The organism is Dactylosporangium roseum, from assembly GCF_025264685.1.
Lineage (GTDB): Bacteria > Actinomycetota > Actinomycetes > Mycobacteriales > Micromonosporaceae > Dactylosporangium > Dactylosporangium roseum.
In genome coordinates this window covers 6,633,340-6,659,909 of the sequence record NZ_CP073721.1, presented here as the reverse complement: position 1 = coordinate 6,659,909, position 26,570 = coordinate 6,633,340, and the positions used below count along the sequence as shown (strand labels likewise).

Annotated in this window: 15 protein-coding genes, 1 pseudogene and 2 CRISPR repeat arrays; of the genes and pseudogenes, 10 read left to right on the top strand and 6 right to left on the bottom strand. The window is 69.4% G+C overall.

The window, feature by feature from the left end; translation table 11 throughout:
• Window positions 1–22: 22 nt before the first annotated feature.
• The 4 genes from Drose_RS31150 to Drose_RS31135 form a co-directional block, all read right to left on the bottom strand.
• Window positions 23–733, bottom strand: a complete 711-nt coding sequence (locus Drose_RS31150; RefSeq protein ID WP_260724841.1) for a GPP34 family phosphoprotein — start codon at window positions 731–733, stop codon at window positions 23–25.
• Window positions 734–739: 6 nt separating this feature from the next.
• Window positions 740–1,789, bottom strand: coding sequence for an acetamidase/formamidase family protein (locus tag Drose_RS31145; RefSeq protein ID WP_260724840.1), 1,050 nt, complete (start codon window positions 1,787–1,789; stop codon window positions 740–742).
• Window positions 1,786–3,186 carry an APC family permease gene (locus tag Drose_RS31140; RefSeq protein ID WP_260729878.1) on the bottom strand — a complete coding sequence of 467 codons (1,401 nt, stop codon included), beginning with the start codon at window positions 3,184–3,186 and terminating at the stop codon, window positions 1,786–1,788. The genes Drose_RS31145 and Drose_RS31140 overlap by 4 nt, the downstream gene beginning before the upstream one ends.
• A 188-nt stretch (window positions 3,187–3,374) precedes the next feature.
• Complete coding sequence (locus tag Drose_RS31135) at window positions 3,375–3,590, bottom strand: helix-turn-helix domain-containing protein (protein WP_260724839.1); 216 nt, start codon at window positions 3,588–3,590, stop codon at window positions 3,375–3,377.
• A gap of 263 nt (window positions 3,591–3,853) precedes the next feature.
• On the opposite strand from Drose_RS31135, the gene Drose_RS31130 reads away from it, so the two are divergent.
• Complete coding sequence (locus tag Drose_RS31130; RefSeq protein WP_260724838.1) at window positions 3,854–5,101, top strand: hypothetical protein; 1,248 nt, start codon at window positions 3,854–3,856, stop codon at window positions 5,099–5,101.
• Here the strand turns inward: Drose_RS31130 and Drose_RS31125 are convergent.
• Both Drose_RS31125 and Drose_RS31120 read right to left on the bottom strand, forming a co-directional pair.
• The gene (locus Drose_RS31125) at window positions 5,098–5,856 is read right to left on the bottom strand and encodes a phosphotransferase enzyme family protein (protein WP_260729877.1); all 759 of its coding nucleotides are present in this window, start codon (window positions 5,854–5,856) and stop codon (window positions 5,098–5,100) included. The genes Drose_RS31130 and Drose_RS31125 overlap by 4 nt on opposite strands.
• A gap of 360 nt (window positions 5,857–6,216) precedes the next feature.
• Window positions 6,217–7,057, bottom strand: a pseudogene (locus tag Drose_RS31120) (transposase family protein).
• Between the two features lie 373 nt (window positions 7,058–7,430).
• Window positions 7,431–9,417: direct repeats of the CRISPR family, unit length 36 nt; unit sequence GTCGCAGCTCCCGTCGGAGCTGCCCTTCATTGAGGC.
• A 696-nt stretch (window positions 9,418–10,113) separates the two neighbouring features.
• On the opposite strand from Drose_RS31120, the gene Drose_RS31115 reads away from it, so the two are divergent.
• From Drose_RS31115 to cas2, 9 genes are all read left to right on the top strand, one after another.
• Window positions 10,114–10,971 (top strand): endonuclease domain-containing protein, encoded by an 858-nt coding sequence (locus Drose_RS31115; RefSeq protein ID WP_260724837.1) that lies wholly within the window; start codon window positions 10,114–10,116, stop codon window positions 10,969–10,971.
• Between the two features lies 1 nt (window position 10,972).
• Window positions 10,973–11,614: a hypothetical protein gene (locus Drose_RS31110; protein WP_260724836.1), complete on the top strand. Its 642-nt coding sequence runs from the start codon at window positions 10,973–10,975 to the stop codon at window positions 11,612–11,614.
• Window positions 11,611–14,766 (top strand): ATP-binding protein, encoded by a 3,156-nt coding sequence (locus Drose_RS31105; protein WP_313899954.1) that lies wholly within the window; start codon window positions 11,611–11,613, stop codon window positions 14,764–14,766. Before Drose_RS31110 ends, Drose_RS31105 begins: the two co-directional genes overlap by 4 nt.
• A gap of 94 nt (window positions 14,767–14,860) precedes the next feature.
• Window positions 14,861–16,099 carry a type I-G CRISPR-associated RAMP protein Csb1/Cas7g gene (gene cas7g, locus Drose_RS31100; RefSeq protein WP_313899953.1) on the top strand — a complete coding sequence of 413 codons (1,239 nt, stop codon included), beginning with the start codon at window positions 14,861–14,863 and terminating at the stop codon, window positions 16,097–16,099.
• Window positions 16,096–17,595, top strand: a complete 1,500-nt coding sequence (gene csb2, locus Drose_RS31095; protein WP_260724834.1) for a type I-G CRISPR-associated protein Csb2 — start codon at window positions 16,096–16,098, stop codon at window positions 17,593–17,595. Before cas7g ends, csb2 begins: the two co-directional genes overlap by 4 nt.
• Entirely contained in the window at window positions 17,592–20,315 is a 2,724-nt protein-coding gene (gene cas3g / locus Drose_RS31090; RefSeq protein WP_260724833.1) for a type I-G CRISPR-associated helicase/endonuclease Cas3g, read from the top strand. The genes csb2 and cas3g overlap by 4 nt, the downstream gene beginning before the upstream one ends.
• The gene (locus Drose_RS31085) at window positions 20,312–21,337 is read left to right on the top strand and encodes a hypothetical protein (RefSeq protein ID WP_260724832.1); all 1,026 of its coding nucleotides are present in this window, start codon (window positions 20,312–20,314) and stop codon (window positions 21,335–21,337) included. The genes cas3g and Drose_RS31085 overlap by 4 nt, the downstream gene beginning before the upstream one ends.
• Window positions 21,337–22,797, top strand: coding sequence for a CRISPR-associated endonuclease Cas1 (gene cas1, locus Drose_RS31080; RefSeq protein WP_260724831.1), 1,461 nt, complete (start codon window positions 21,337–21,339; stop codon window positions 22,795–22,797). The genes Drose_RS31085 and cas1 overlap by 1 nt, the downstream gene beginning before the upstream one ends.
• Window positions 22,798–22,948: 151 nt before the next feature.
• Complete coding sequence (gene cas2, locus Drose_RS31075; protein ID WP_260724830.1) at window positions 22,949–23,251, top strand: CRISPR-associated endonuclease Cas2; 303 nt, start codon at window positions 22,949–22,951, stop codon at window positions 23,249–23,251.
• A gap of 186 nt (window positions 23,252–23,437) precedes the next feature.
• A CRISPR array of direct repeats spans window positions 23,438–26,363; the repeat unit is 36 nt; unit sequence GTCGCAGCTCCCGTCGGAGCTGCCCTTCATTGAGGC.
• Between the last annotated feature and the right edge of the window lie 207 nt (window positions 26,364–26,570).

The window sequence follows — 26,570 nt, the reverse complement described above, 5'->3', positions numbered from 1 at the left end:
TCTGTGGCGCCAGGTGTCGCAGCTATCCGTAGACTGCGACCGCCGCCTCGGCGATCAGGTCGTCGGTAGCAGCAATCAACTGCTGGACCTCGGGCATGCCGCGCCCGACCCAGTCGACCAGCGCTTTGAGCAGGCTGCGGACGTCCAGGCCGGAACCGTCGAGGTACAGCTCGGACGTCAGGTCGAGGGCGAGGACCAGGCCGGCGAGCGCGGCGGTCTGCGGGTCCGGTGGCGTGTGGCCGGCCAGCACGCTGCACAACCGGCCCCGCACCCGGGCGATGACCCCAGGGTCCGTCGGCGGGTACCGGCGCCGGCCGCCGCTCAACCTGCGCCGCTTGAGCTCCTGGACCAGGTCCCCGGCGTACATCCCGGCTGCGGTGCGGTCGTAGGCGTGCACCGCGATGGCCCGGACCGCGTCACGGACCGAGTACGACCGCTGCGGCCGGTCCAGCACAGACGTACCGCGGTGCGCGCCAACTATGCGCACGACCCAATCGGCGACCGGGTCGCCGGACAGGTCGGCGTTGACGACGACGACCTGCGGTCCGACGATCCGAATCCGCTCGACGGGCCGTAACAGGTCGTCGATGAGGGCCGCACCGGCGAGGGCGACGGCGTGTGCGCTGGCGTTGGTGAGGGGTTCGCCGGTTTCGGAGTGGGTGAGGAAGAACAGCTCGACCCGCAGCGGCTGCCGCAGATTCGGGGGCGGTGCGTCACCAATCGGGTAGGTCATCGCCAGTCACGACCGTATCGACCGGGCCAGCTCGCGCAGCCGCCGGTGTGCTCCGTCGTACGCCGACGCGCCGCGCAGGATCGTGGTGTCGATGGCGGCGTGCATCGTGTAGTTCGGGTCGCAGACGTTGCCCGCAGCGGCCCGGCCGGCCTGGGACACGAGCTGGTAGGCGTCGTAGAGGTCGAGGCCGGTCAGTTCGGTGGTCCACCGGACGAGGTCGTTTTGGCTGCCGCGGAACGCGTCTTCGAGGGGACGACCCACGCCGATGGAGATCAACTGGTGGTCGGTCTCGATCCGCGGCAACGCGGTCGGTACGCCTTTGATGACGTCCACGGCGACGGTCACGTGCATGGCGGTCTCCACCGCGACGCCGCACACCTCGCCCTGCCCTTGCCGGGCGTGCCCGTCACCGAGACTGAACATCGCCCCGGGCACGTTCACCGGCAGGTACAGCGTGGTCCCGGCCCGCAGTTCAGGGGTGTCGAGGTTCCCTCCGTGGACGTCGGGGACGATGCTGGAGCGGACCTCGTCGGCGGCGGGGGCGACACCGACGGTGCCGAGCATCGGATCGAGGGGCAGCTCCACGGTGTAGGCGCTGCGGCGGGCCCGGTAGCGCACGAGGCCGGCGGTGGGGTCGATGTCGTACCGCCAGACGGTCTCCGGCAGCGGCTCGTGCAGCATCGCGGTGGCGTGGGTGCGGGTGAGGGCACCGAAGTGCGGGAAGATCGCCGACATGCCCCAGTCACGGGCCGGGTCGATCCGCACGAAGTGCAGGGCGAGGGTGTCGCCGGGTTCGGCGCCGAGGACGCGGAACGGGCCGGTGACCGGGTTGAACCGGCCCTGGCACACCTGCGACGGCAGGTCGTCGACGGTTCGGACCGCGCCGCCGAAGCAGTCCTCGGTGCTGGTGCGCAGTACCTGGCCGGGCAGCACGTCGGCGATCGGGTACCGGCCGCCGCCGAACTGGTACGTCAGGTCCGGCTCGCTCAGCACATGCTCGACGACCGTCGGCGGATCCGACGCCGCGCTCGGGTTGGTGCTCGTTGCGTTGGTCATGCCCGCTCCCGCTCCGTCGGGGTGCTCATGCCGGACAGGGTGGGGCGTCGACCGGCCGCGTACAGGCCGGCGAGCACGAGGACGCCGACGCCGAGCCAGATCAGGGCGAGACGCTGCGCGGCGACGTTGGCGTTGATCACGACGTAGGTGAGGATCGCGAACCCGCCCGCCGGGAGCAGCAGGTGCGCGACGAGGTTGCGGGACTTTCCGCGGACCAGGTAGTGCCAGACAACGGCGACGTGCAGGACCAGGAACGCCGACAGCGCCCCGAAGTTGATCAGACTGGAGAGCAGCGCGATCCCGTCGGAGCGCCACGCCATGTACAGGCCGATCGCCACCGACAGCACCGCGGTCAGCACGATCGCGTTGGCGGGGACGCCGTGCTTGACCGACACCTTGCGCAGGAACCGCGGCAGTTGCCGGTCCCGCGCCATCGCGAACAGCAGCCTGGACGTGGCGACCTGCGCGACCATCGAGTTCGCCACGCCCCACGCGACGGCCGTCGCGACCGCGGTGAGCGTGGCGAGCCACGGCCCGCCGGCGACCTCGGCCGCGTCGTAGAACGCCACCCCGTCCGGGTCGCCGTTGGTGAGGAGGCCGGGCGGGTCGGGGACCAGCAGGGCCGCAACCCAGGTCTGGGCGATGAACAGCAGCCCGGCCAGTCCGAGCGCGGCGAGCATCGCCCTGCCGATCTGTGCGGCGCCGCCGCGGTTCTCCTCGGCCAGCATCGAGATGCCGTCGAAGCCGAGGAACGACAGCACCGCCACCGACACCGCCCCGAACACCACCGCTGAGGTGAACGTCGTCGAGTTGTACACCGGCGAGAACACCGACCCGTGACCCTTGCCCTCCAGCAGCGCGATCCCGGCCGCGGTCAGGAAGATGACCAGGACGACCGCTTCAGCGGCGAGCATGACCATCGTGATCCGGGCGGTCATCTTGATCCCGTACACGTTGACGATCGTGTTGAACAGCACGAACCCGATCAGCCAGGCCCAGACCGGGATCGCCGGAACGGTGGCGTGCATCGCCACCGACGCGATCAGATACAGCAGACTCGGCACGAGCAGGTAGTCCAGGAGGATTGCCCACCCGGCCAGGAACCCGACCGGCGCGCCGATGCCCCTGCCGGCGTAGTTGTACACCGACCCGGCGAATGGGAACGCCTTCACCAGTTGCGCGTACGACGCCGCTGTGAACAGCATGGCCACCATCCCCACCGCGTAGGCGAGCGCGACCATCCCGCCGGAGGAGGCGTAGACGGAGCCGAAAATACCGAACGGTGCAATCGGGACCATGAACACCAACCCGTACACCACCAGATCGCGGAACCCGAGGGTCCTCCGCAACTCCGGCCGATACCCACCGCCCTGCACGGGCGTCCCGCCACCTGGCATCGGCAGCCGCTGTGTCGTACTCACGCCGCTCGTCCTCCCAATCGACTTTCGTGAACCACCGACCGGCCGCCGGTGGGCATGACGCATCCGCGCGTCACCGCCGACGCGCCAATGCCTTCCTCGATGCGTGGAACTGTGAGATCTGGCCGCCACCATCAGCCACCGCAGTCACGACGGCCAGAAGTCTGTTAGAAACGCCAGTCGAAGTCGCACCGCTTGATGAGTTCCTCGGCCGGTCGGCGTTGCGCCTTTTCGACCTTCCCCAGAAGGTCACCGGACACGTGAACGGCGCGTCCAAGCTGCGCCAGTGAGTATCCGCGGAGTTGCCGCCACGCTCGGAGCCCTGCACCGAGGTAGTGCCGGGGCGAGGCAAAGGGGTTTAACTCGGCCGCTGCCCGCGCCATGTCGAGTTCCTCCCATCAATGATGTTCGTTCTGTGTGATCCAAGCGCTACGATGTGGCGCGCTGCGGTTCCACTGTTACGGGTGGTCACCGCGTTGCAAACGGAGGACGACACGACAGACAGACCGGCAAGTTGACCGGCATTCTGAGCGCGAGCGACGGCTCGGGGCGCCGGAAGCAGGTCTCGCCATCGGTTGGGGTTGATATGCCACGGAACGAGAGGTTCGCGGCACATCGGTCGGCAGCGCGGCTGACCGAGGGGCAGGTGGCAGAGCTCGTGGCGCAGCACATCTGGCAGGCGGCCGGCAGTCGACCGCCGATCGATGCCGATCACGTCGGCCGGATCGAGCGTGGCGTGATCACTTGGCCAGGACGGCACTACCGGGAAGCGTTCCGGGCCGTATTCTCCGTCAAGAGCGACGCGGAACTCGGCTTCGTTGCGCGACGCAGTACCCGCGGCAAGGCTGTTGCGGCTCGGATCGACGTTGACGAGCAGTTACTGGCGTTGACGGCAGGGGCAACGATCGGCGCTGTCGGCTCCGGCGTGCTGGCAGGGCTCTCGGCCAGCCTGGTCCCCGGTACGCCGACGCGGATCGGGCAGGTCGACGTCGCCGACCTCCACCAGGTGATCGACGGGATGGAGCGGGCGGATCACGCTGGGGGCGGCCGGACGGTGGTGCGGTCACTGGCACTGGGGCAGCTCGCCTGGGTGCAGGACGCCCTGCTGCGGGCGTCGTTCCGGACATCAGAGGTACGCGCGGCATGGATGGTTGCGGTGGCCCGGCTGGGGCGGCTGGCGGGGTTCATGTCGATGGACGCCCGCGACCACGAAACCGCGAGGCGATGCTTCCTGATCGCATTGCAGATCGCGGCCGAGGCGCAATGCTGGCCGAGCCGTCACAACGTGTTGTCGGGGATGACCCGGCAAGCTGTGCACCTCGGCGATGGCGTTACCGCGTTGCAGCTTACGACCCTGGCCCAGGCCGGCGAACGGTCGGCGAGCGCGACGACCCGCGCGATGCTGCGAGTGCTCGAGGCCCGCGCGTATGGAGTGCTGGGCCGGACCGCTGAAGCGATCACTGCGGTCGACCAGGCCGAGGCCCTGTATGCGCAGCGCCGCCCGCAGGACGACCCGCCGTGGCTGTGGTTCTACGACGATGCCCAGTTGCTCGGCGACTGCGGGCACGCACTCTACCCGCTGGCGCTGGCAGACCCGGACATCGACGCGGCCCGGCGACTGCGCCTGGCGGTGGACCGTCACGATCCGGCAGACACTCGGGGACGCACCTTCTCGCTGGTCAAGCTGGCGACGTTGGACGTTCGGCATGCGCCAGGTGGTACGTCGTACGCGACGGCTCGCACCGCGATAACGGCGGTGGCCCAATTGCGCTCGGGCCGGGCACTGGACTTCCTGGCCGACCTCGGCCGGGTGCTACGGCGAGTCGGCACAGACGAAGCGCGAGAGCTGGCTAGCGAGGCGAGCCAGACCTTGAAGGCCGTCCGCCAGGACTAACGAGCAGACCAGTGCCGGGGGAGCTGAGGGTCGGCAAGGCACGCGACGCGGTGCTCAACCTCCGCGGCGAGCCGTTCGGATTCGGTCGTGTGCATGGCAAGCCACGCGGTCATCCGCAGTTCCCGCATGCGCGCCAACAGCGGGAACGCCGGCGCGGTGGTGATGTCGAACCCGCCGTACGCGTCGACGAAGCCGGCGTAGTCATTCCGGCTGATCCAGCCGAGCGCGACCGCGTACAAGCCGGTCGGGGCCAGATCCCATTCCCGCGGACCAGTACACACGGAATCGAAATCGAGCAGCACCGGCGCGCCACCAGGATCCTGAATGAGGTTGCCGGCGTGAGCATCGCCGTGGATAACCCCGTTGGGTAAGTCGAATTCGGCGAGCGGCCAGGCGTCTTGTACTTCATCGAGCACGTCACGAAGGACTCGTCGGTCACGGTCGCGGATGGGGGCCCGCTCGATGCGTCCCGGCGTATGCGACCAAGGGTCGAGCGGCGTCAGACGTTGCCGCAGTGATGTGTCGTTCACAGTGTGCAACTGCCGAAGGACCGCACCGAGATCGGCTATTGGAGCACGGCGGCGTGGTCCCGGGATCTCGGCCCAGAAGGTCACTGGATGACCGTCGACCGAGATCGGCTGGGGAACGGGCCACGGCCGCACACACGGCACGCCGGCGTCATGCAGCTCGCGCGCAACTCGAACCTCGCGCTCCGCAACGGCGTACCATGACTCATCTCGAGCGATCCGGGCCACAACGCCCCCGGACAACCGCAGCACAGCATTCGAACCGAGACGGATGAGCTCGGGGGTTCCTGGAATCAGCCCGGCCGCCGCTGCGGCATCGGACGCCAGCCGAGCAGCCAGAACTGGCGTAAACGCGGTTGATGCCGGAGTCGCGGTCACTCGCTAAGCCTGGCACGGGCGATGCTGGTGAGCGAGTGACGGGTCAACTGTCCGCGGCTGGGCGTCCTCAAGCAAAGCGACCGTGTTGCCCACCCGCGGCTGCGTTGACAACTGTGCTGCGAGTTGACATTGGCGAAGGATCACTCTGCGAGACGCAGAAGCCGACAGATGCATGCTGGGCCATTCCGAGCAACGGTTTGAGTTGACGGTTCAGGTTGTGCGGGCGGGTTCGAAGTGGAGCGAACGAGCGCTGCGGCGACGATCTTCCCGAGCTGCCCGGACACAGGCTCACGTTACGCAGCGCCCGGGGGGTCAGCTTGCGGAGGGCGTTGCCTCGTTCGGGCGATGGCTCGCACGCCGTTGTGGGCGTGGTTGAGCTGCTGTTGCGCGAGGGTGAGCCGGCCGCGCTTGGGGGTGTCTTGAACGCCACGGTGATGGTGTCGGCTTCGCCTTCGTAGTCCCAGGTCGCCGAGGGCGCGCAGGTCACCGTCCGCGGCGGTGAGGCGGGTAGGATCGCGATGGTGTCGTGCTCGCGGCCGGGTCGCACGTCGGAGGTCCAGGTCGGCCAGCCGTCCGGCACGGTGATGACCTGGATGTTGCCGTCGTGGTTGGCGTGCTTGCCGGACGACCACAGATCTCCCCGGGTGTGGGTCCTGGGGTGCGGCACCGGTCCGTTTCGATTAGCGTGCGGTCGATGGTGACGTGGCTGTGGCCGGCGGCCTTGGCGGTCAGCAGTGCCCCGTGCGGGCTGGGGCGCGGGCGGTGAGGACGTCGATGCCTTCGTGGAGGTAGGCGTAGCCGGTGGGTCTGCCGATCGCGTTGTCCCGGTCGAGCTGACTCATCCGGGTGTCGTCCAGGAACCAGCGCGGGACCAGGACCGCTTGGTCGTGGCAGGACAACGCCCGCGTGCCGGTGCGGGTACCGCGCCGCACCGCTTCGCGGTCAGCAGCCCGGCCAGGAAGGCCACCGTCTGGTCGTGTACCGGCAGGACCGATGTGTCATCGTCGACGCAGCGCCCTATGAAGTTGATCTGTGAGCGGACCACCTGCATACCTGGGTGCTGCGTCTTTCGTTGCACCGTAACGGGTCCGGCGTGTCACCACCACGGTGGCGCAAGTGACTACCCAGCGTCGCGCGCCGTTACTCGGAAAGGCTCATTGAGGATAATCAACGCAGTACGCTCGACGTGATGGGCCGTAGCCGCACGATCGCGGATCATGGGCCGGCGATTCTCTAGATCGTCGGCGAAGCCTCCGTCATCCCGGCCGTATGCGTGGAGCCGTCGCATGCCACCCTGCCAGGGATGTTTTCCTTGATGCGTGACCTTCTGTGCCATCTGAGAGGCCTGTACCGAAGCGTTGGAACCCACCCTTCGCGGCGAGCCTACGTCAGTGCTGCTCACCGGGTACTAAAATCTGAACCCAGTCGCAGCTCCCGTCGGAGCTGCCCTTCATTGAGGCGCCCGGACCCGCCCGGACCTGCCGCCGGCTTGCTACCGCAAGTCGCAGCTCCCGTCGGAGCTGCCCTTCATTGAGGCTACCCCGAAGACGTCGGCATCAAGGAGGAGCAGTGTCGCAGCTCCCGTCGGAGCTGCCCTTCATTGAGGCTTTCCGAGCGTCGCCGACACGAACCCTGGCTCGTACCAGTCGCAGCTCCCGTCGGAGCTGCCCTTCATTGAGGCGCCGCCGCCGCCAAAAGCGGGGACACCGTCCTGGCGTCGCAGCTCCCGTCGGAGCTGCCCTTCATTGAGGCGCGGCGGCCGGCGCGGCGCATCTGGCGCGTACGATGTCGCAGCTCCCGTCGGAGCTGCCCTTCATTGAGGCCCGCCCGGCGGCGGCGTCTTCTGCCCGGGCGGCAAGGGCAGGTCGCAGCTCCCGTCGGAGCTGCCCTTCATTGAGGCCAGGCGCGCACCATCTGGCGCCAGATCAGGCCGGAGAGCGTCGCAGCTCCCGTCGGAGCTGCCCTTCATTGAGGCTTCGCCCGCCGAGCCCCACGAGGCCGGCGGGCGTCGTCGCAGCTCCCGTCGGAGCTGCCCTTCATTGAGGCGTGCAGTCCGGTATGGCTTGGTTGCGTCAAGGAGATGTCGCAGCTCCCGTCGGAGCTGCCCTTCATTGAGGCGGCGTCCACACCACACGCGGCCAGTGGCGTCCGTACCTGTCGCAGCTCCCGTCGGAGCTGCCCTTCATTGAGGCGTCGCGGCGATCTGGGACGCCGTGGCCGGGCTGGGTCGCAGCTCCCGTCGGAGCTGCCCTTCATTGAGGCGGCGGGTGTCCCGGGGTACCCCAGTGGGGAAAGTCGCAGCTCCCGTCGGAGCTGCCCTTCATTGAGGCACGGAGCAGGACGCGGCGCTCGCCCGGCAGTACCTCGTCGCAGCTCCCGTCGGAGCTGCCCTTCATTGAGGCGAGCAGGCCGAGGCCGAGGTCAAGCAGGCGGAGCCGTCGCAGCTCCCGTCGGAGCTGCCCTTCATTGAGGCGACGCCTTGAGTTCGGGGTTGCCGTCCGGGTCCTGGTCGCAGCTCCCGTCGGAGCTGCCCTTCATTGAGGCGTGCACGAGGCCATCGCCCCGCAGCAGGTGCCCGAGTCGCAGCTCCCGTCGGAGCTGCCCTTCATTGAGGCATGCCCGCCGTCTTGTGCGGCACCGGCGCCGTCTTGGTCGCAGCTCCCGTCGGAGCTGCCCTTCATTGAGGCCAGGCGCAGATCGCCGCCGGCATGGCATCCGATGACGTCGCAGCTCCCGTCGGAGCTGCCCTTCATTGAGGCCACGCAACGTGCCCGACCGTGCCGTTCGCGAGGTCGCAGCTCCCGTCGGAGCTGCCCTTCATTGAGGCGACAAGGTAAAGGTCGTCGGGAAGGAAAAGTTCCTCGCACGTCGCAGCTCCCGTCGGAGCTGCCCTTCATTGAGGCACGCTGCTCGCCATGCGGGTCCGCGAGGCGCGCAGCGTCGCAGCTCCCGTCGGAGCTGCCCTTCATTGAGGCCTGCTTCCGGTCATGGGGTCAGCCATGGACTACGACGTCGCAGCTCCCGTCGGAGCTGCCCTTCATTGAGGCCTGCTGCGCGAGCACGAGCTGAACCTGCGGCAGTTCGTCGCAGCTCCCGTCGGAGCTGCCCTTCATTGAGGCGTGCAGCCCGCGCCCGGCCCGGCCGAGGCCCTCGTGGGTCGCAGCTCCCGTCGGAGCTGCCCTTCTTGAGGCGGGGTCAGTCCATATGGAGGGAGATGACCCGCAAAAGTCGCAGCTCCCGTCGGAGCTGCCCTTCATTGAGGCGCGACAAGCGCGGCCGCGAACATCAAGTTCGGCTGGGCGGTCGCAGCTCCCGTCGGAGCTGCCCTTCATTGAGGCCGGGGCATCCTCGACGGCCCGACCGCCGATTGGCTGGGTCGCAGCTCCCGTCGGAGCTGCCCTTCATTGAGGCTCGACTTGGAAGGCGACCTGCGTGCGGGCGGTGCCGAAGTCGCAGCTCCACCCTCGTCGTGCCCGGAAACCACGCTATCGCGCCGTAGAAGGCCAGTTCGGCGTGGTTGAGCGCAGGTCGAAACGGTGTCACGCTTGTCTCCGGCCGCCTGCTCGCCGAGATTACCAAGGCGTTGCCGGTCAAAGCCGGTCGACGTGGCTGCGGTGGGTTCGTACGTCGAGATCACCTGCGGCAGCAGGCCACGCCGGGCGTCGGTGGGCAGTTCCCTGGCCAAGGCGATCGACTGAGCGCCGGTGAACTTCGTTGAGTCCACCAGGCGGGAAACGTCGGCAGACCCGACTGTAGCGCCGTGGCCTTGGCGGACAGGTTCCAGCCGCAACTCCGCGTTATTCGGAATGCTTGGGTTGATTAGCTGATTGCCGTTGTCGGACGGTCCCATCACGCTGTCAAGAGGTAGTTGTTCATCGACGGTGACCTTCGACAGGATCGGCGCCCGTGATCTCAAAGCCGAATGATCGAGTGGCATTCTCCTTGGCCGACATGCCGCTCGACCGGGTTGCCTGGGTCAGATGCTCCGCCGCGACCGACCTTGATCGCGCCGTGGCGCAAGCTTCACCGCACGCGCCAGCCGTGGTCCCTTGTCGGGCCTCTCGGGCTCACAGCCAGGCCGAGGTCGTCCACGCCGCCTTGGAGGAGATGGAGTCGATCGCCGGACAGCTCTTTCCCGCCTGGCTCCCCGGCGCGGAGGGGATCCAGACGTCAGCAGGCGCGGCGCCGGCGGCCGTGGGTGCGGTCGCGCTGGCTCATGCCGCTCGCACCGGGCAGTTCGGGCCGTTCCTCGCGGACCTGGCCGTCGGCGCGTTGCGGCGACGGGGATCGTCGACCGGCCGGCATCCGCCGGAGGTCCGGGCGCTTGGCCTCGCACGTGTTCTCGCGACCGGTCTCGGTCGGTCGAGCTGTGCCTTGCTGATGCGTTCCAGTGACGACCTGGACGAGCGCGGCGCCCTGGTGCTGGCGTGCGCGGCCGCATGGTTGGTCGACCACGGCCGTATGGCGGTGTGGATCCTTGGTGAACGGTTCCCCCCAGCCGACGGGGCATCAGAGGCGGCCGCCGGACCGCCAGTACGGACGGTGCGGGCTCAGGCGTCTTCGCCGACGGACTCCCCGGCCCGTGCCTCACGCCGGCGTCGGACCCGCGCCGGAAAGCCGCATCCGGCAAGCCAGGCCGAGATGACACTGGAGGCGGTCCTCGCTGCCCGGCCGTGGGCGACAGGGCGAGTCTGGAACTGCACCGTCAGGCCCGGCCCACTGATCAATCCCGTCCGGGTCGATCTGCTGTGGGAACGCGAACGCTGCATTGTCGAGATCGATGGATCCGACCACCGCTCGCCGACGAAATTCGCTGACGATCGTCGCCGGGACGTGATGCTGCAACTCAACGGCTACGCCGTGCTCCGGTTCACGAACGCCCAGGTTCGCGACGAGCTCGAAAACGTGCTCACGCTTCTCCAGCAGTTCCTCACGACTCGTAGACAAACCCAGAAAGGACATTGACGTGCCGGAAGAGCGCTTGACGATGGTGGAGACAGCCGCGCTGTTCATCCTCATGACTGAGGCCCGGACGGTAACCAACGCTACTCTGACCGGCCAACACGGCTGCCGGCTAGAGAAGCATTCGCGGGAGAAGCTGGAAGGGCTGAAACTGATCGAGGTAGAGCGACCGTCCCGGAACAGGATCCTGTTGACGCTGGGCAAGCGGGGCTGGGCCTACTGCACCGCCGAACTGGAGTCCACTGCCGTACCGCCGCGCGCCGGCGCAGCCGGTGGCGCACTGTACGCCGTGCTCCGGCGGTTGGGTCAATTCCTCACCGTCCAGCGGCTCGACCTCGAGGGCTTCATCGAGGCGTCCGCGGGGCACGTCGGTCCTGCCGAGCCCACCGTCGAGGAACGCATCCGCACGGCGTACCGCACGCTCGCCCACCGTCCCGGCGATTGGGTGAGCATCGCCGACCTCCGTGACATCGTCACCGACGTCACCGCCGCCGAGATGGACGCGGCGCTGCGCAGACTCAACCGCCGCTCCGGGGTTGCCCTCGTGCCCGAGGCCAACCAGAAGACGCTCGACACCCGTACGCGGGCAGCGGCGGTGATCATCGGCGACCAACCCAAACACTCCATCTCGATGGGGACATCGTGACGGAGTCGATGTTGAAGGCGCTCGCCCACCTACAGTTCAACTACGCGCCGACGAAGAACGACGTGTGGCACCCGGCGCGGTTCCACGTCGAGGGCCTGCACGGGCAGATCATCACGACGATTCTGGACGGGTTGTCGGCGGCCGAACGCAGTGTCGACGCCAGCCCGATCGGGGTGGCGGTGCAGGGGCAACGAGGCGCCGGCAAGACGCATCTGCTGAGCCATGTCCGTGAACTGACCCAGCTCCGAAGCGGCTACTTCTTCCTGGTCAACCTGCTCGACGCCAACACGTTCTGGCGCAGCACGTCAGCGTCGTACGTAGACGGCCTGCACCGGGAGGTCAACGGCGGCGGAACGCAGCTCGACCGCTTCTTGCGGCGCCTGACCGACGCGCTCGACCTGCCTCTCGCGACGAAACGGGCGGTGACCGGCCAGGCCCCGATGGCCGTGGAGCGGTTGGACGAGTTCTCTGCCGGTCTGCGGGGGCTGAGCCGGCAACTCGCCATCGAGGGCCGCGACACCGCCCGGGCCCTGGTGCTGCTCGCCAGCTCGGACCATCGCGCGCAGGACGTGGCCATGTCGTACCTGCTCGGCGCCGACGAGGCCGAAGCGGGAGAGCGGGCGGCGTGGGGCATCCGCCCGGCGCCGCGCCTTCCGCAGGAGATCGTCTCCGATATGTCCCGGCTGCTCGCCCTCACGGGACCGTCGGTCGTCGCGATCGACCAGGTCGACGGTCTCATCGCGCAGGTCGCAAGCCGGAACGAGGGCGGCGGGGCCGACGGCTGGCGCGACGCCGTGTTGCTCGACCAGGTCGCGAGCGGCCTGATGGAGCTGCGCGAGATGACCCGGCGAACGTTGACGGTGCTGGCGCTGCTACCCGTGTCGTGGGCCTTGATCAGGACCAACGCCGTCGACACGGTTCAGGACCGGTTCCGTGAGACAGCACCCCTCGAGTCGATCCCGGATGCCGGTGTCGGCCGGGCCCTCGTCGAACGGCGACTCGCCGCGCACTACGAGGAGGTCGGATTCGTGCCGCCGTACCCGACGTGGCCGGTGCGTCCCGAGGCGTTCGAGGACGCCGCCGACTTCACGCCGCGACAACTCCTCATCAACGTGGAGCGGCACATCCGTTCATGCGTGCTCAACGCCGAAGTCAAGGAGATGACCAGCCTCTCGGTTTCCGATGACGCGCCGGCGTCGGGACCCGTCGACCGGCCGGCGCTGCATACCCTCGACGACCGGTACGCGGCGCTCAAGGACCAAGCGGACGTGGCCGGACTGCTCGACCCGGCCAACGAGGACACCGAGATGCCGGCTCTACTGGCGGCGGGCCTGGACGCGTGGATACGGGAGGACGCGGACGCCGACTTCCAGCAGGACACCATCGCCAGCAGGAAACCGGCCCTGCACGCGCGGTTGCGACGGACCCTCGACGACCGGACGGGCGATGAGGCACACTGGGCGTTCCGGGCGATCGCCGAACAGCACTACAACGCCGAACTATCCCGGCTCCGTAACGCCTGCGTCGCGGCCGGTCTCGCACACGGTGTCGCGCAACGGAGGCTCTTCGTGCTGCGCAATGACGAGTGGTCGACCAGCCCCAAGCGCCGAAAAGCAGTCGAGGACTTCGTCGCGGCCGGCGGATGTACGCTGCCCGTCGGTGACGACGACTTGCGCAGCCTGGTCGCGTTGCGCTCGCTTCTTGCCGAGGAGCCCGACGCTCTCCAGGCGTGGCTGGCCGACCGGCGTCCCGCTTCGCACGTCGCGCTGTTGGCGACCGCACTCGCGGACGCCGGACGCGACGTCACCACCGAAACGACTCCGACGCGGCACGGGGCGCCGGACGCGGCTTCGGCTCCGGCCGCGCAGGCGGAACCCGGGCGGTCAGGCACGTACGTACGGCTCGGCACCGACTTCGATCGGGGCGACCCGATCCACGTCGAGCTGTCGGCGCTGCGCAAGCACACCGCCGTCTTCGCCGGCTCAGGGTCGGGCAAGACCGTCCTCATTCGACGGCTGATCGAGGAATGCGCCCGGCTGGACGTGTCCGCCATCGTCCTGGACCCCAACAACGACCTCGCCCGTCTCGGCGATCCCTGGCCGGCCCCGCCGGACGCGTGGGACGAAGGCGACGCTGAGGCGGCGGCCGACTACCTTGACTCGACCGACGTGGTGGTCTGGACGCCGGGGCGCGAGGGTGGACGGCCGTTGACGTTCCAGCCGCTGCCCGACTTTCGCAGCGTCCGCGACGACCCGGACGAGTTCTCGCAGGCGGTGGACGTCGCGGTGGACGCCTTGGCGCCGCGCGCGCAGGTTGCCGCCGGCACCGCGAAGGCGCTCCGCGGTCAGGCCGTGCTGCGCCAGGCGTTGCGGCACTACGGCCGCCGCTCCGAGAAGGCGACGCTCGGCGGGCTGATCGACCTTCTGCGCGAGCTCCCAATGGACGTGAGTGACCTGGTCGGCGCCGCGACGATCGCGGCCGACCTCGCGGAGAACCTCGAAGCCGCGCGGATCAACGACCCGCTGTTCGGTGGCGTGGGGCAGTCGGCAGATCCCGGCGTTCTCCTGACACCGGAGGCGAACAAGCGAGCGCGGATATCGGTCATCAGCTTCGTCGGTCTCCCGGGCGAGGAGAAGCGGCAAGGCTTCGTCAACCAGCTCCAGATGGCACTCTTCTCGTGGATCAAGCGCAACCCCGCCCGCGATCGTCCCCTGGGCGGTCTGCTGGTCATGGACGAGGCACAGACGCTGGCGCCGTCCGGGGCGATGACCGCGTGCACACGCAGCACGCTGATGTTGGCGTCCCAGGCCCGCAAGTACGGGCTCGGCCTGGTCTTCGCCACGCAGGCGCCCAAGGGCCTGCACAGCCACATACCCGGCAACGCGGCGACGCAGTTCTTCGGCCTCCTCAACGCACCGGTCCAGATCGAGGCCGCCCGCGAGATGGCCCGCTTCAAGGGCGGCGACGTGCCGGACATCTCACGCTTGAGCACGGGGCAGTTCTACGTGGCGCTGGAGGGCGAGCCGTTCCGCAGGGCCCGCACCCCGCTATGCCTCAGCCACCACCCGCCCAGCCCTCTGTCCACGGACGAGGTGATCACCCGCGCCCGTCCCGCGGTGGCACCACAGGAAGGGGCGCTGCGGACGACGTGACAACAAGACATTGCGGAGTATCACACCTCAATAGAAGCCCAGCCCAAATTTGCGTCATGACCCATAGTTCAGTTGCTTCGGAAGGGAGCCCTGCATGCGATCGTTGGATCTCGCTTCGCTACTTGCCGCCGGGTCGCCGGGCGGTTCGAGTTGCTTGACCTCGACCACGCCGCTTGAGCCTGCGGGTGGAGCGCATACGTCCGTCGCACCGGCCAAGTTCGCCGAGCGTGGCAAGAAGGGCGGGGTGTACGCCTACGAGCAGCGTTACCTCGACGGCGAAGACCGTTACGCGGTTGTCATCGACTCCAAGCAGTCCCAGCTCAACCGGGCGGAGCAGGCGCTGGCCCAGGCCGTCGACGACGGGCACCCGCTGCTGTCGCGCATGCCGCACGTGCTGGTCACCTACGAGCGGGAGGGCAGGATCGACCGCTACTACGACCTGACCCTGCCGCACCGTGTGTTCGACGGGCACATCCGCGCCGGTACGGTCGACGGCCAACCGACCACGCAGGTGCCCGCGTACCGGGCGGTTCGGGACGCGACCCCGGCCAACGCGCGGGCCTTGCTCGAAACGAGCCCGGTGACGCTGGTCTTCGGAGGCTGGGACTCGAGCCGGCGCAGCCGCCAGGGCCGTTGGCGCAGCGCGCTGGTCGGGGAGATCGTAGGGTTCGTCGCGGCCAGCCGCGACGCGGCGGGCAAGCTGATCACACCTACGCCCGGGATGCGTGGCGGCGCGCGCGTCGACCCGGTCGGTATGCAGATCAACCTGGGCGGCAAGGCGATGAAGGAGCTGGCGACCGGCCAACAGGACGAGATGAGCGCGACGACGGTTGAGAAGATCGTCAAGGCGGCCGGTGCCATCAAGGCGGGTGCGTCGCAGTCGGCGTCCGCGCTGGGGCTCGGCGGCATCCCGCCGACGCTGGATCAGCTTGCCGGTGTGGCCTGCGACACCATCATCCGTACGCATGTGTTGTCGTTCGCCACGTTGCGGCAGATGCGGTTCGGGGCCGGTCCCGAGGGCGACGCGGCGTGCCGCGCACTGCTGGCAGCACTGGCCCTCAACGCGCTGGCCCGGTCGGACGCGGAACTGTACCTGCGGGCCAACTGCGACCTGCGCGAGGCCGCGACCCCGAAGGTGCTACTTGACCAACGGCGCGGCGAGTTCCTGGAGGTCGAACCGCTCGACATCGACTCGGCCGATCTGCTGCTGAGCGAGGCGCTGGCGCACGCCGAGAAGGTCGCCGACGTCACGTGGTCGGGCCTGGCGCTGCGGGTCGTCGGTAACCCGGACATCGTTTCGGGTGCGGTCGACGGGGAAGCAGAGGAGAAGTGACCTTCGCGATCGTTGCCGAGCCCTTGCTCGGTGTCTACAAGGGACATGTGGGCAGCGGTGAGCTGGATTCCGTGCCGTCTCCGGCCCGGCTGCATGCTGGCCTGCTGTGCGCGGCGGCGCAAGGGGTTCGGGCGGTTGTCGACGGTGACGGGCTGCGGCCGTGCGACGCCGACCGGGAGGCGTTGCGGTGGCTGGAGGAGCACCCGCCTGACGGGATCGCCGTCCCGGCGACGCTGTGCAACGACGGTGCCGCGACGGCGTACCGGAAGGATGGTCTGATCGTCAAGGAGGGCCGCAGCCCGTTGCAGGACAAGCTGATCGGCAAGGCGGCCGTCGGCGGCGTCGCGGTGAACGGGGTGTTCGCGTGGACGTGGGGGCAGCGGCCGCCCGATCCGGTCGTCGCGGCCCTGACCGAACTGTGCCCCGAGGTGCCGTACCTCGGCACCACCGAATCACCCGTCCGGCTCTCGGTCGCGGAGGCCGAACCGACACATCTCCTCGACCGCGAAGCGGACCTGTTCACCGGGTCCGGGCTCGACCTCGCGGTGGCCACCACCGGGCGGGTCGACGCGCTGGAGGCGGCGCATCAGGCAGCCTCGGTGCCGCCGCCGGGAAAGGCAGACGCCCACCGGTCGAGCGAGCGGACCGCGCCGCCGCCGGTGATCACCACCGGAGTCATCACGGGGCGCTACACAGCGCCGGCACCGCCGGCCCCGCCAACCCCGTGGACGTCGGTGCTGCGCATCGCACTGCACCGGGAGATCCCGCCGGACCAACGGGTGCGGTGGGCGGTCGCCGTCCATCGCGCGCTCATCTCGCTCGTCGGCGACGGCGCGCCGGCGGTGCTGACCGGTGTCTACGCTCCTGGAGCGCCGCGTCCGGGCAACCGCTGCGCGATCCAGTTCGTCGGCGGATCCACCCTGGCCCTGTTGTTGCCCCGCGATATCACCGATGTCGAGTTCGCCATGATCGGTGCCGCGGTGTCGCGGCTACGCCGTGTCACGTCGTCGTACGGCCGGCTCGGCGTCGCCGGTGCGCCGGTAATGGAGCCGGCCGACCAGTTCTGGCCGGAGCCGGCCGCTGGCACCGTCCGGTGGTGGCGCACCGATCCGGTCGCCATCCCCGACAGCCGCCCGCCGCGCGGCGGGGGCTGGTCCCTCGCCGACGCCGTGGCCATGTCGGTCGCGATGGTGTGGCGGCACGACATCCCCGCGCCGGGCCGCGGTGAGGCCCGTTACCGTGCGTTGGCCGCCGGCGCTGTCGCGCGCGGCGTCCAGGTGCATTCGGTGGTACGGGTGATCGACGGCGACGCGGGCCGGTACGTACACAAGATCCATCCGGATGCGCTGATCCAGCCGTACCGGGCGATGCTGAGCCTCGGCGACCTGGCCGGTTCGCGGACGATCGCGGCCATCGGGCAGACCCGGCATCTCGGCGGTGGCCTCCTCGTCCCGGTCGATGTGCCGGCGGACAACGCCCGGCGGTTGGCCTGGTGAGCCTCGACCGCGCCGACTTCGGTGCCTTCTTCGCCGAGGTTCACGGCGGGCACCAGCCGTTCCGCTGGCAGCTTCGGCTGCTCGACCTTGTTCTCGACACCGGGCGCTGGCCCGACCAGATCGTCGCACCGACCGGCGCCGGCAAGACCAGCGTCATCGACGTGCACGTCTTCGCTGTGGCGCTCATGGCGGCCCACCACGGGCTGCGGGTGCCCCGCCGGCTCGCGCTGGTGGTCGACCGCCGTGCGCTCGTCGACGACCAGTACGACCACGCGGAGTTCGTCGCCGTCAAGCTCCGTGATGCTCGGGGCCGCGACGATGTCCTGGGCCGGGTGGCCGAGGCGCTCGACTCGTTGCGCTGGCCGGGAAACGGCACATCACCGCTACGCACAGTCCGGTTGCGGGGCGGGGCACCGCCACCCCGGTCGTGGCGCGACGATCCGGTCGGCTGCGCCGTGATCTGCGCGACGCCGGACATGTGGGGGTCGCGGCTCCTGCTCGCCGGCTACGGGTCGCGCCGGGAGGCCCGGCCGCGCGAGGCCGGCCTGCTCGCGTACGACACGGTGGTCGTCGTGGACGAGGCCCACCTGTCCCGGCAGTTGGTGATCACGGCCCGCCGGGTCGCCGAACTCGCCGCGGTCGCCGACGAACCGCTGGCCGCGCCGGTGCTGCAGGTGGTCGAGACGACCGCGACGCCCAGCGCCGACGCCGGCGTGGCCGTCGGTGTCGAGCCGGACGACCTGACCGTCGACGGACCGTTGCGGCAACGGCTGACCGTCCCGAAGCCCGTCACCCTCGTGCCGCTCGCGTCTTGGCCGATCCCACGCACCGGCGCTGGGCGAACGGCAGGCGTGCGCGCCATTGCTGACGAGGCGGTACGCCTGCGGGAAGCGTACGGGCCGACCGTCGGCTGCTTCGTCAACACCGTCCACGTGGCCGTGGCCGTCACCGCCGAGCTGCGATCGCGCGGCCTGGACACTGAACTGGTGTGCGGGCGGCTCAGGCCACATGACGTCGTGGCGTTGCGGCAGCGGCGCCGCGGGCTGCTCAGCCTCAGCGGGGATCCCTCGGTGGACGTGCTGGTGTCGACCCAGACGCTCGAGGTCGGTGCCGACCTCGACCTGAGCGCCGCCGTGACCGAGCTCGCGTCCGGCGGCGCGCTCGCGCAACGGGCCGGCCGGGTCAACCGGCTCGGGCGGCGCACGGCCGAGGTCGCCGTTGTCGTGCCCACGGCGGACCTGCCGAACCAGGACAACGACCTGCCGTACCGGCGTGGCGATCTGGTCGCCGCCCACGAGTGGCTCCGCGAGCGGTGCGCCGACGAGCGCGGCCTCGCGCCGTGGGCGTTGCGGGAGAGCCGGCCACCGTCGCCCGAGCCCGTGCGCGACCTGTTCCAGCGCTTGGAGCTGGCTCAGGCGTGGCACCTGGCACGGACCAACGACGACCTGGCCGCCGAGCAGGACGACCTCGACCTGTGGCTCTCCGACGACCTCAGCGAAGACCACGAGGTCGGGCTCGTCGTCCGGCGGGCGCTGCCGGTCGACCCCGCCGACGCCGTACGGCTGATCGAGGCCCTTCCACCGCGCCCGCACGAGGTTTTCCCGGTCCGGATCCACGCTGCCACGACGATCCAGCCGCGGCTCAAGCCGGAACCCGCGGCCGTCCTCGTCCGGCCCGGTGAGCCGCCACGGACCTTCATCGAGGGCGAACGGCTCCGACCCGGCGACCAGCTTGTCGTGGATGACACCGCGGAGTTGTTCACCGCGGGGGTGTTCACCCCCGACGGCGCTGAGCGGGTCGGCGACGTGCTCGACGCCGATGCGCAGGTCGGACAGGTGGTACTGCGGATCGAGCGCGACACGGATGCTGGCGGTCGCCTGCTCGACGCTGCGGACGCCATCCTCGACGAACAGGGCGACCTCGATCCTGCCGAGCTTGCCCGGCTGCTGCGGGACCACGAGACCAAGCTGGAGCCCCGGCCGATGGTGCGCGCTGCCGCACAACTGCTCGACACTCCTGCGAACAAGCCCGCCGACGCGGGGATCATCGTGCACGGGCCGTTGTCGGACACCGACACCAAGCTGGTCCGGCTGATTGTGGTCGACCTCCGCAAGGCGGCGGCCGACGACGAGCTGCGGCAGTCGTGGTCGAGGCATCCTCGGCGGGTGCCACTGCATCGCCATGCCGCCGACGTCGCCGAGCGGGCTGCGGCGGTCGCCGGGCGGCTGGGCCTCGGTGAACAGTTGGTGGAGACCATGCGCGTCGCCGGGTCGCACCACGACGACGGCAAGTCGGACCCACGCTTCCAGATGTCGCTCGGCGCCGGTCCGCACGCCCCGGAGCCACTCGCCAAAAGCGGCATGGTGAGCGTCGAGTGGATACGGCGGCTCCGCACCGCCTCCGGCCTACCAACGGGCTGGCGGCACGAGCAGATGTCCGCTGTCCACGCCTGGCGCGCACTGTCCGAACTGGATGCGGGGCAGCGAGACCTCGCCGTGCGGCTGGTCGGCACGAGCCACGGGCGGGGCCGGCACGATTTCCCGCACTCGAGCCGCCAGCTACTGCCCGAGCTGGACGAGGTCGCGGCCGAGCTGTTCGACGAGGGCGGCTGGGACGAGCTGATCGAGCGTACGCACGCCCGCTGGGGGGTTTGGGGCTGTGCCTATCTCGAGGCCGTGCTCCGTGCCGCCGACGGACAGGTCTCGGCGGAGGGAAGATGAACGATTTCGTACTGGCGTCAGCCGAGCCCCGGACGATGCTGTCGCATATGGCGCTGTACGGGCTCGCGGCGATCGTCGAAGACGGCGGCCTCGAAGGCGTCCGACTCTCCTGGAGCGGCGGGATGGCGACCCGCCCGGTGCTCAGCGCACCACGGGCGACACCGGACGTCATCGGCGAGCTGGTCCGCGCGCACGCGCAGCGGCTCGCGGCCCCGGACGCCTGGCCGGCCCGGCACGTCAGCGACAGCGAGCCGCGTGGCCTGATGAGCCCGCGGCTCGGCGTGATCGGCTCGCGCGATGGCTGGTGCTCACTCCAGGCCCGGCGGCACGAGGTGCTCGACCAGCTCACCGAGGCGCGGGCGCTGCTCGATCTGCGGCTGATCGCCGCGCTGGGAGAGCCGAGCTACTGGCGTTTCAACCGCCAGCGTCAACGGCTTCAGGACGACGGGGCCAGCCGGCTGGAGATGCAGCCACGCAACCAGGGTTCCGAGTTCGTCGGCAACCGGCTCCGCCCGCTTGCCGCCGCGGTCGCCGCCCGCACTCCGCCCGCCGTCAGCGACGGTCTCCAGGGCCGGCACCTCCGGGACGAGATCGGCAAGGACGCGTTGGCCAGCCGCACGGCCACCGGCTTCGCTGCGCCGGGACCGGTCGACAACGCCGTGGCCTGGTGTGCGCTCTGGGGAATCTCACAGTTCCCCATCGCCTACCGAAACCAGAACTTCGCGGATACGAGCGGCCACCTCGGAAAGGGAACCGCGGGCCACTGCTACGTGCCGGTCTGGGAGGGCGCATGGCGTACCGCCCGCCTTCGATCCGTCATCGCCAGCGGTCCGCTCCGACGATTCGCCGAACAAGGTCTGAGCCCGGACGGCTCCGGGTTGTCCGACGCGACCGCACGCGAATGGCTCGCCAACCGCGGCGTCACGGCCGTCATCCGCTTCCCGGTGCGGCGCTTCGGCAGCGACAGCGCGCCGGAACGCCGCGCCATGAACGGTGAGATCCTCAAGACGGGCGCCCGCTGATGTCCGAGATCTTCGACGAGGGGCAGCGCGAACTGATCCCCATCAGCCTGGTGGCGCATCAGGCGTTCTGCCCCCGTCGGGCCTGGCTGGAAGCGGCCGGGGAGACCACCGACACCCACCAGATGGAGTTCGGCACCCAGGCGCACGCCCCCGCGGACGACCCGGCCGGATCACGCTCGCGTCGCTACCGGGCCGTCGACGTCATCAGTCACGACCTGGGCGTGATCGGCCGGTGCGACACCGTCGAACTGGACGACACCGCCGCGATGACGGTCGTCGAGCACAAAGCGACACCGATCCGCCGCCGTCCCGAGGTCACCGAACCGATGCGCGTGCAGGTGGCCCTGCTCGCCACAGCGCTGGCCGACATGGGCTATCCGGTCGCGGGACAGGCGATCTACTTCACCAACCACCGCACCAGGGTCGACGTGCCGCTGTCTCCGGATGACAAGGCGCGGGCACGCGCGATGGTGGAGGCCACGGCGCAGACGCTCGACGCGGACGAGGCACCCCCACCGCTCGAGGACGACCGGCGCTGCTCACGCTGCTCCCACATCAGCGTCTGCCTGCCTGACGAGCGCCCGCTGGCGCCGGTGACCCGCCGGATCGTGGTGGCCGATCCGGACACCCAGGTGCTGCACCTGGCCACGCCGGGCTCGCGTGCCTACATCGCACGCGGGCGCATCGAGCTCAGCAAGAGCGGCGAGAAGCTCGGCACCTTCCCGATCGAACGCGTGCAGGGCGTCGTGATCCACGGCAACGTGGACCTCTCCAGCGGGCTCATCCGCGAACTGCTGTGGCGCAGCCTGTCCGTCGTGTGGTGCGGCAGCACCGGCAGGGTCATCGGATGGGCGAAGGGCGCAGAAGGTCCGAACGGCGGGCCACGCCTACGCCAGCACGTCGCCTCGCACAACGGCCGGATCGACCTCGCCCGACAGTTCGTATCGGCGAAGATCTCCAATCAAGGAACGCTGTTGCGTCGGCACGGCGACGCCCCAGGCGCCGTCTCCCGACTGCGTGACCTGCAGCGCGACGCGCTTGAGGCGAGATCCCTGACCGACCTCCTCGGCATCGAGGGCGACGCCGCAGCGAGGTACTTCGAGCACTTCCTCACCATGCTGCGGCCGAAGGTCGTCGCCGCCGAAGAACTTGATTTCTCGGTACGGTCGAGGCGGCCCGCCCGCGACCCGATCAACGCGGCACTCAACCTGTGCTACGGGCTGCTCACCGCCGACGCCCTGCGCGCGGTCGTCGCCTGCGGCCTCGACCCGCACGCCGGGTTTCTGCACAGCAGCGGGCGCAACAAGCCGGCGCTCGCGCTTGACCTCGTGGAGGAGTTCCGCGCTCCGGTCGCCGACTCCGTCGTGATCAACGCGTTCAACAACGGTGAACTCCGGGCGCGGGACTTCTCAACCGTCCTCGGCACCACGCGGATCGGTGAACGGGTCGCAGGACCCTGATCGCCGGCCACGAACGCCGTATCAACGGCACCTTCCGCCACCCCTTGTTCGGTTACGAGGTCACGTGGCGGCGGGCGATGGAGGTCCAGGCACGCCTCGTGCTCGGCGTCATCGACGGTACGCAACCCGGCTACCAAGGCATCAAGATCCGATGAGCCTGGACGACGTGCGGCGTTACCTCATCGCATACGACATCTCGGACGACCTACGCCGGACACAAGTCGCGAAGAAACTCGAGTCGTACGGTGACCGCGTCCAGTACAGCGTCTTCATCGTCGACGCACGGCCGGCGAAGCTGCTGCGCCTCCGGGCGCAGCTCATCAACCTCATCGACGAGACCACCGACTCCGTGCTCTTCTGCGACCTCGGCTCATTGAGGGAAAATCAACGCAGTACGCTCGACGTGATCGGCCGTAGTCGCACGATTACGGACCACGGTCCGGCGATTCTCTAGATCGTCGGCGAAGCCTCCGTCATCCCGGCCGTATGCGTGCAGCCGTCGCATGCCACCCTGCCAGGGATGTTTTCCTTAACGCGTGACCTTCTGTGCCATCTGAGCGGCCTGTACCGAAGCGTTGGAACGCACCCTTCGCGGCAAACCTACGTCAGCGCTGCTCACCGGTACTAGAATCCGAACCCAGTCGCAGCTCCCGTCGGAGCTGCCCTTCATTGAGGCAACGTCCCCTCATCGGCGTTCCTCGAAGAGATCGAGAGTCGCAGCTCCCGTCGGAGCTGCCCTTCATTGAGGCGCAGCCCGCCGGGTGGCGCGCTTACCTCCGTGCTCCCGCGTCGCAGCTCCCGTCGGAGCTGCCCTTCATTGAGGCTCGGCGAGGTTCGTGACGGCGTGCTCGGCGGTGGCCGTCGCAGCTCCCGTCGGAGCTGCCCTTCATTGAGGCGAGCCGCCGGCGGCGGCCGGCGTCACGGTCATGGTGTCGCAGCTCCCGTCGGAGCTGCCCTTCATTGAGGCAACGTCCCCTCATCGGCGTTCCTCGAAGAGATCGAGAGTCGCAGCTCCCGTCGGAGCTGCCCTTCATTGAGGCGCAGCCCGCCGGGTGGCGCGCTTACCTCCGTGCTCCCGCGTCGCAGCTCCCGTCGGAGCTGCCCTTCATTGAGGCTCGGCGAGGTTCGTGACGGCGTGCTCGGCGGTGGCCGTCGCAGCTCCCGTCGGAGCTGCCCTTCATTGAGGCGAGCCGCCGGCGGCGGCCGGCGTCACGGTCATGGTGTCGCAGCTCCCGTCGGAGCTGCCCTTCATTGAGGCGAGATCGCGTGCACCAGCCTGCCGTAGCAGGCCATACAGGTCGCAGCTCCCGTCGGAGCTGCCCTTCATTGAGGCGGCAACGGTGCGAGCTGGCAGCAGATCTGGAACGCGGTCGCAGCTCCCGTCGGAGCTGCCCTTCATTGAGGCTTCCCGTGCGGTGGCCGGGTTGAGGCCGGGTAGGGCGTCGCAGCTCCCGTCGGAGCTGCCCTTCATTGAGGCTCGCCGGCGGGCCGCTCGTCGCGGTGCTCAATCGCGGTCGCAGCTCCCGTCGGAGCTGCCCTTCATTGAGGCACGCCCGCGCTCAGCGTCTGGCTGATGGTGATGGTGTCGCAGCTCCCGTCGGAGCTGCCCTTCATTGAGGCGGCGAGGACGAGTGCCCGGTGTGCCAGGGCCTGCCGGTCGCAGCTCCCGTCGGAGCTGCCCTTCATTGAGGCGGCCTCGCGTGGGTCGACCGGTGGGCGCCGGCGGACGTCGCAGCTCCCGTCGGAGCTGCCCTTCATTGAGGCCCGGCGAGCCGCCACCACCGCCCCGACCGCACCGGTCGCAGCTCCCGTCGGAGCTGCCCTTCATTGAGGCGCCTTCGCGATCCGGTCCCGCCAGTTGGCCTTGCGGTCGCAGCTCCCGTCGGAGCTGCCCTTCATTGAGGCCCGGCGGCGTCGGCCTGACCGGCGAACAGCGCGAACGCGTCGCAGCTCCCGTCGGAGCTGCCCTTCATTGAGGCAACACCGTGGACGCGCCATCACCGCAGCAACTCCAGGTCGCAGCTCCCGTCGGAGCTGCCCTTCATTGAGGCTGGCTGCCGCCCACGGCGAGCGCGTCGGTGGCCACGTCGCAGCTCCCGTCGGAGCTGCCCTTCATTGAGGCGACTACGACCGGTGCCGCTGGGTGGTGCCGAGTCGCAGCTCCCGTCGGAGCTGCCCTTCATTGAGGCTGGAGGAACGTCGCGGTGAAATAGTGGCGCATAACCGTCGCAGCTCCCGTCGGAGCTGCCCTTCATTGAGGCTCCTCGGCGCCGGTGTCGGTGAACCGGCGGGTGCCCTGTCGCAGCTCCCGTCGGAGCTGCCCTTCATTGAGGCACGCCGGCGGACAGGCATGCGAAGCCGAGCAGGGTCGCAGCTCCCGTCGGAGCTGCCCTTCATTGAGGCATACCAACATGAACACCAGGAGTCTTGATGCCAACCGGTCGCAGCTCCCGTCGGAGCTGCCCTTCATTGAGGCCCCGTGCCCGAGGTCGCGGTGCTGCTCGGCGGCGTGGTCGCAGCTCCCGTCGGAGCTGCCCTTCATTGAGGCCAGGACATGAGTCACGAGGAACGCCGGGAGTACCGGTCGCAGCTCCCGTCGGAGCTGCCCTTCATTGAGGCGCCGGCTCGCCGGTCCACTGCGTCATCTGGCCCTCGTCGCAGCTCCCGTCGGAGCTGCCCTTCATTGAGGCGCGGCGAACACTGCCCGGCGGCCCTCATGCTCGGCGGTCGCAGCTCCCGTCGGAGCTGCCCTTCATTGAGGCCGCGATGCCCTCGATCGGCTCGCCGCCCGCAACGGGTCGCAGCTCCCGTCGGAGCTGCCCTTCATTGAGGCGTAGACGCGGCGGACGCTGCCGGCTGGCCAGGGTCCGTCGCAGCTCCCGTCGGAGCTGCCCTTCATTGAGGCAGCCTTGGGACTACGACCGGCTTTACGCAGCACAGAGCGGGTCGCAGCTCCCGTCGGAGCTGCCCTTCATTGAGGCGACGCCTCCGTTGACGTCGACGGCACCACGAAGCGGTCGCAGCTCCCGTCGGAGCTGCCCTTCATTGAGGCAGAGGCCGGAACCGCGCTCGGCGCATCTGCCTCGGCGTGGGGTCGCAGCTCCCGTCGGAGCTGCCCTTCATTGAGGCTAGTTCTCGCTGCGTTCCCAGCGGCCATTGCTGTCAAGGCGCAGCTCCCGTCGGAGCTGCCCTTCATTGAGGCTCGAAGACGACGGAGCCGCTGTCGCCAGGGAATGCCGTCGCAGCTCCCGTCGGAGCTGCCCTTCATTGAGGCTCGGTCGGCGGGGTCTCGAGGATGCGCACACGTTCGGTCGCAGCTCCCGTCGGAGCTGCCTTTCATTGAGGCGGGCACCACCCGGCCGGCGGCAGCATGCTGACCACGTCGCAGCTCCCGTCGGAGCTGCCCTTCATTGAGGCCGGATCCGAGGCGACATCCCCGAACCCGACGAGTACGTGTCGCAGCTCCCGTCGGAGCTGCCCTTCATTGAGGCGCCTACGCCAATCAAGGCTGCCGCTGTGTGCCATGCCAGGTCGCAGCTCCCGTCGGAGCTGCCCTTCTTTGAGGCATGTTGGCGATGTCAACGACGGCTGAAAATTTCGGAGCGTTGACAGGTCCATGCCACATTGTGTGGCTCAGCGGCTGCTTTGCGGCGTTGCCACGGTTCGACCGCTGTTTATTGGCCTCGCTGAGCCTGACGGTGGCACTGCCGGCGTGTACGCAGACCGCAGCGGGGCGTGTCGGATGCTCGATCGCCTCGATGGCTGCGACGGTG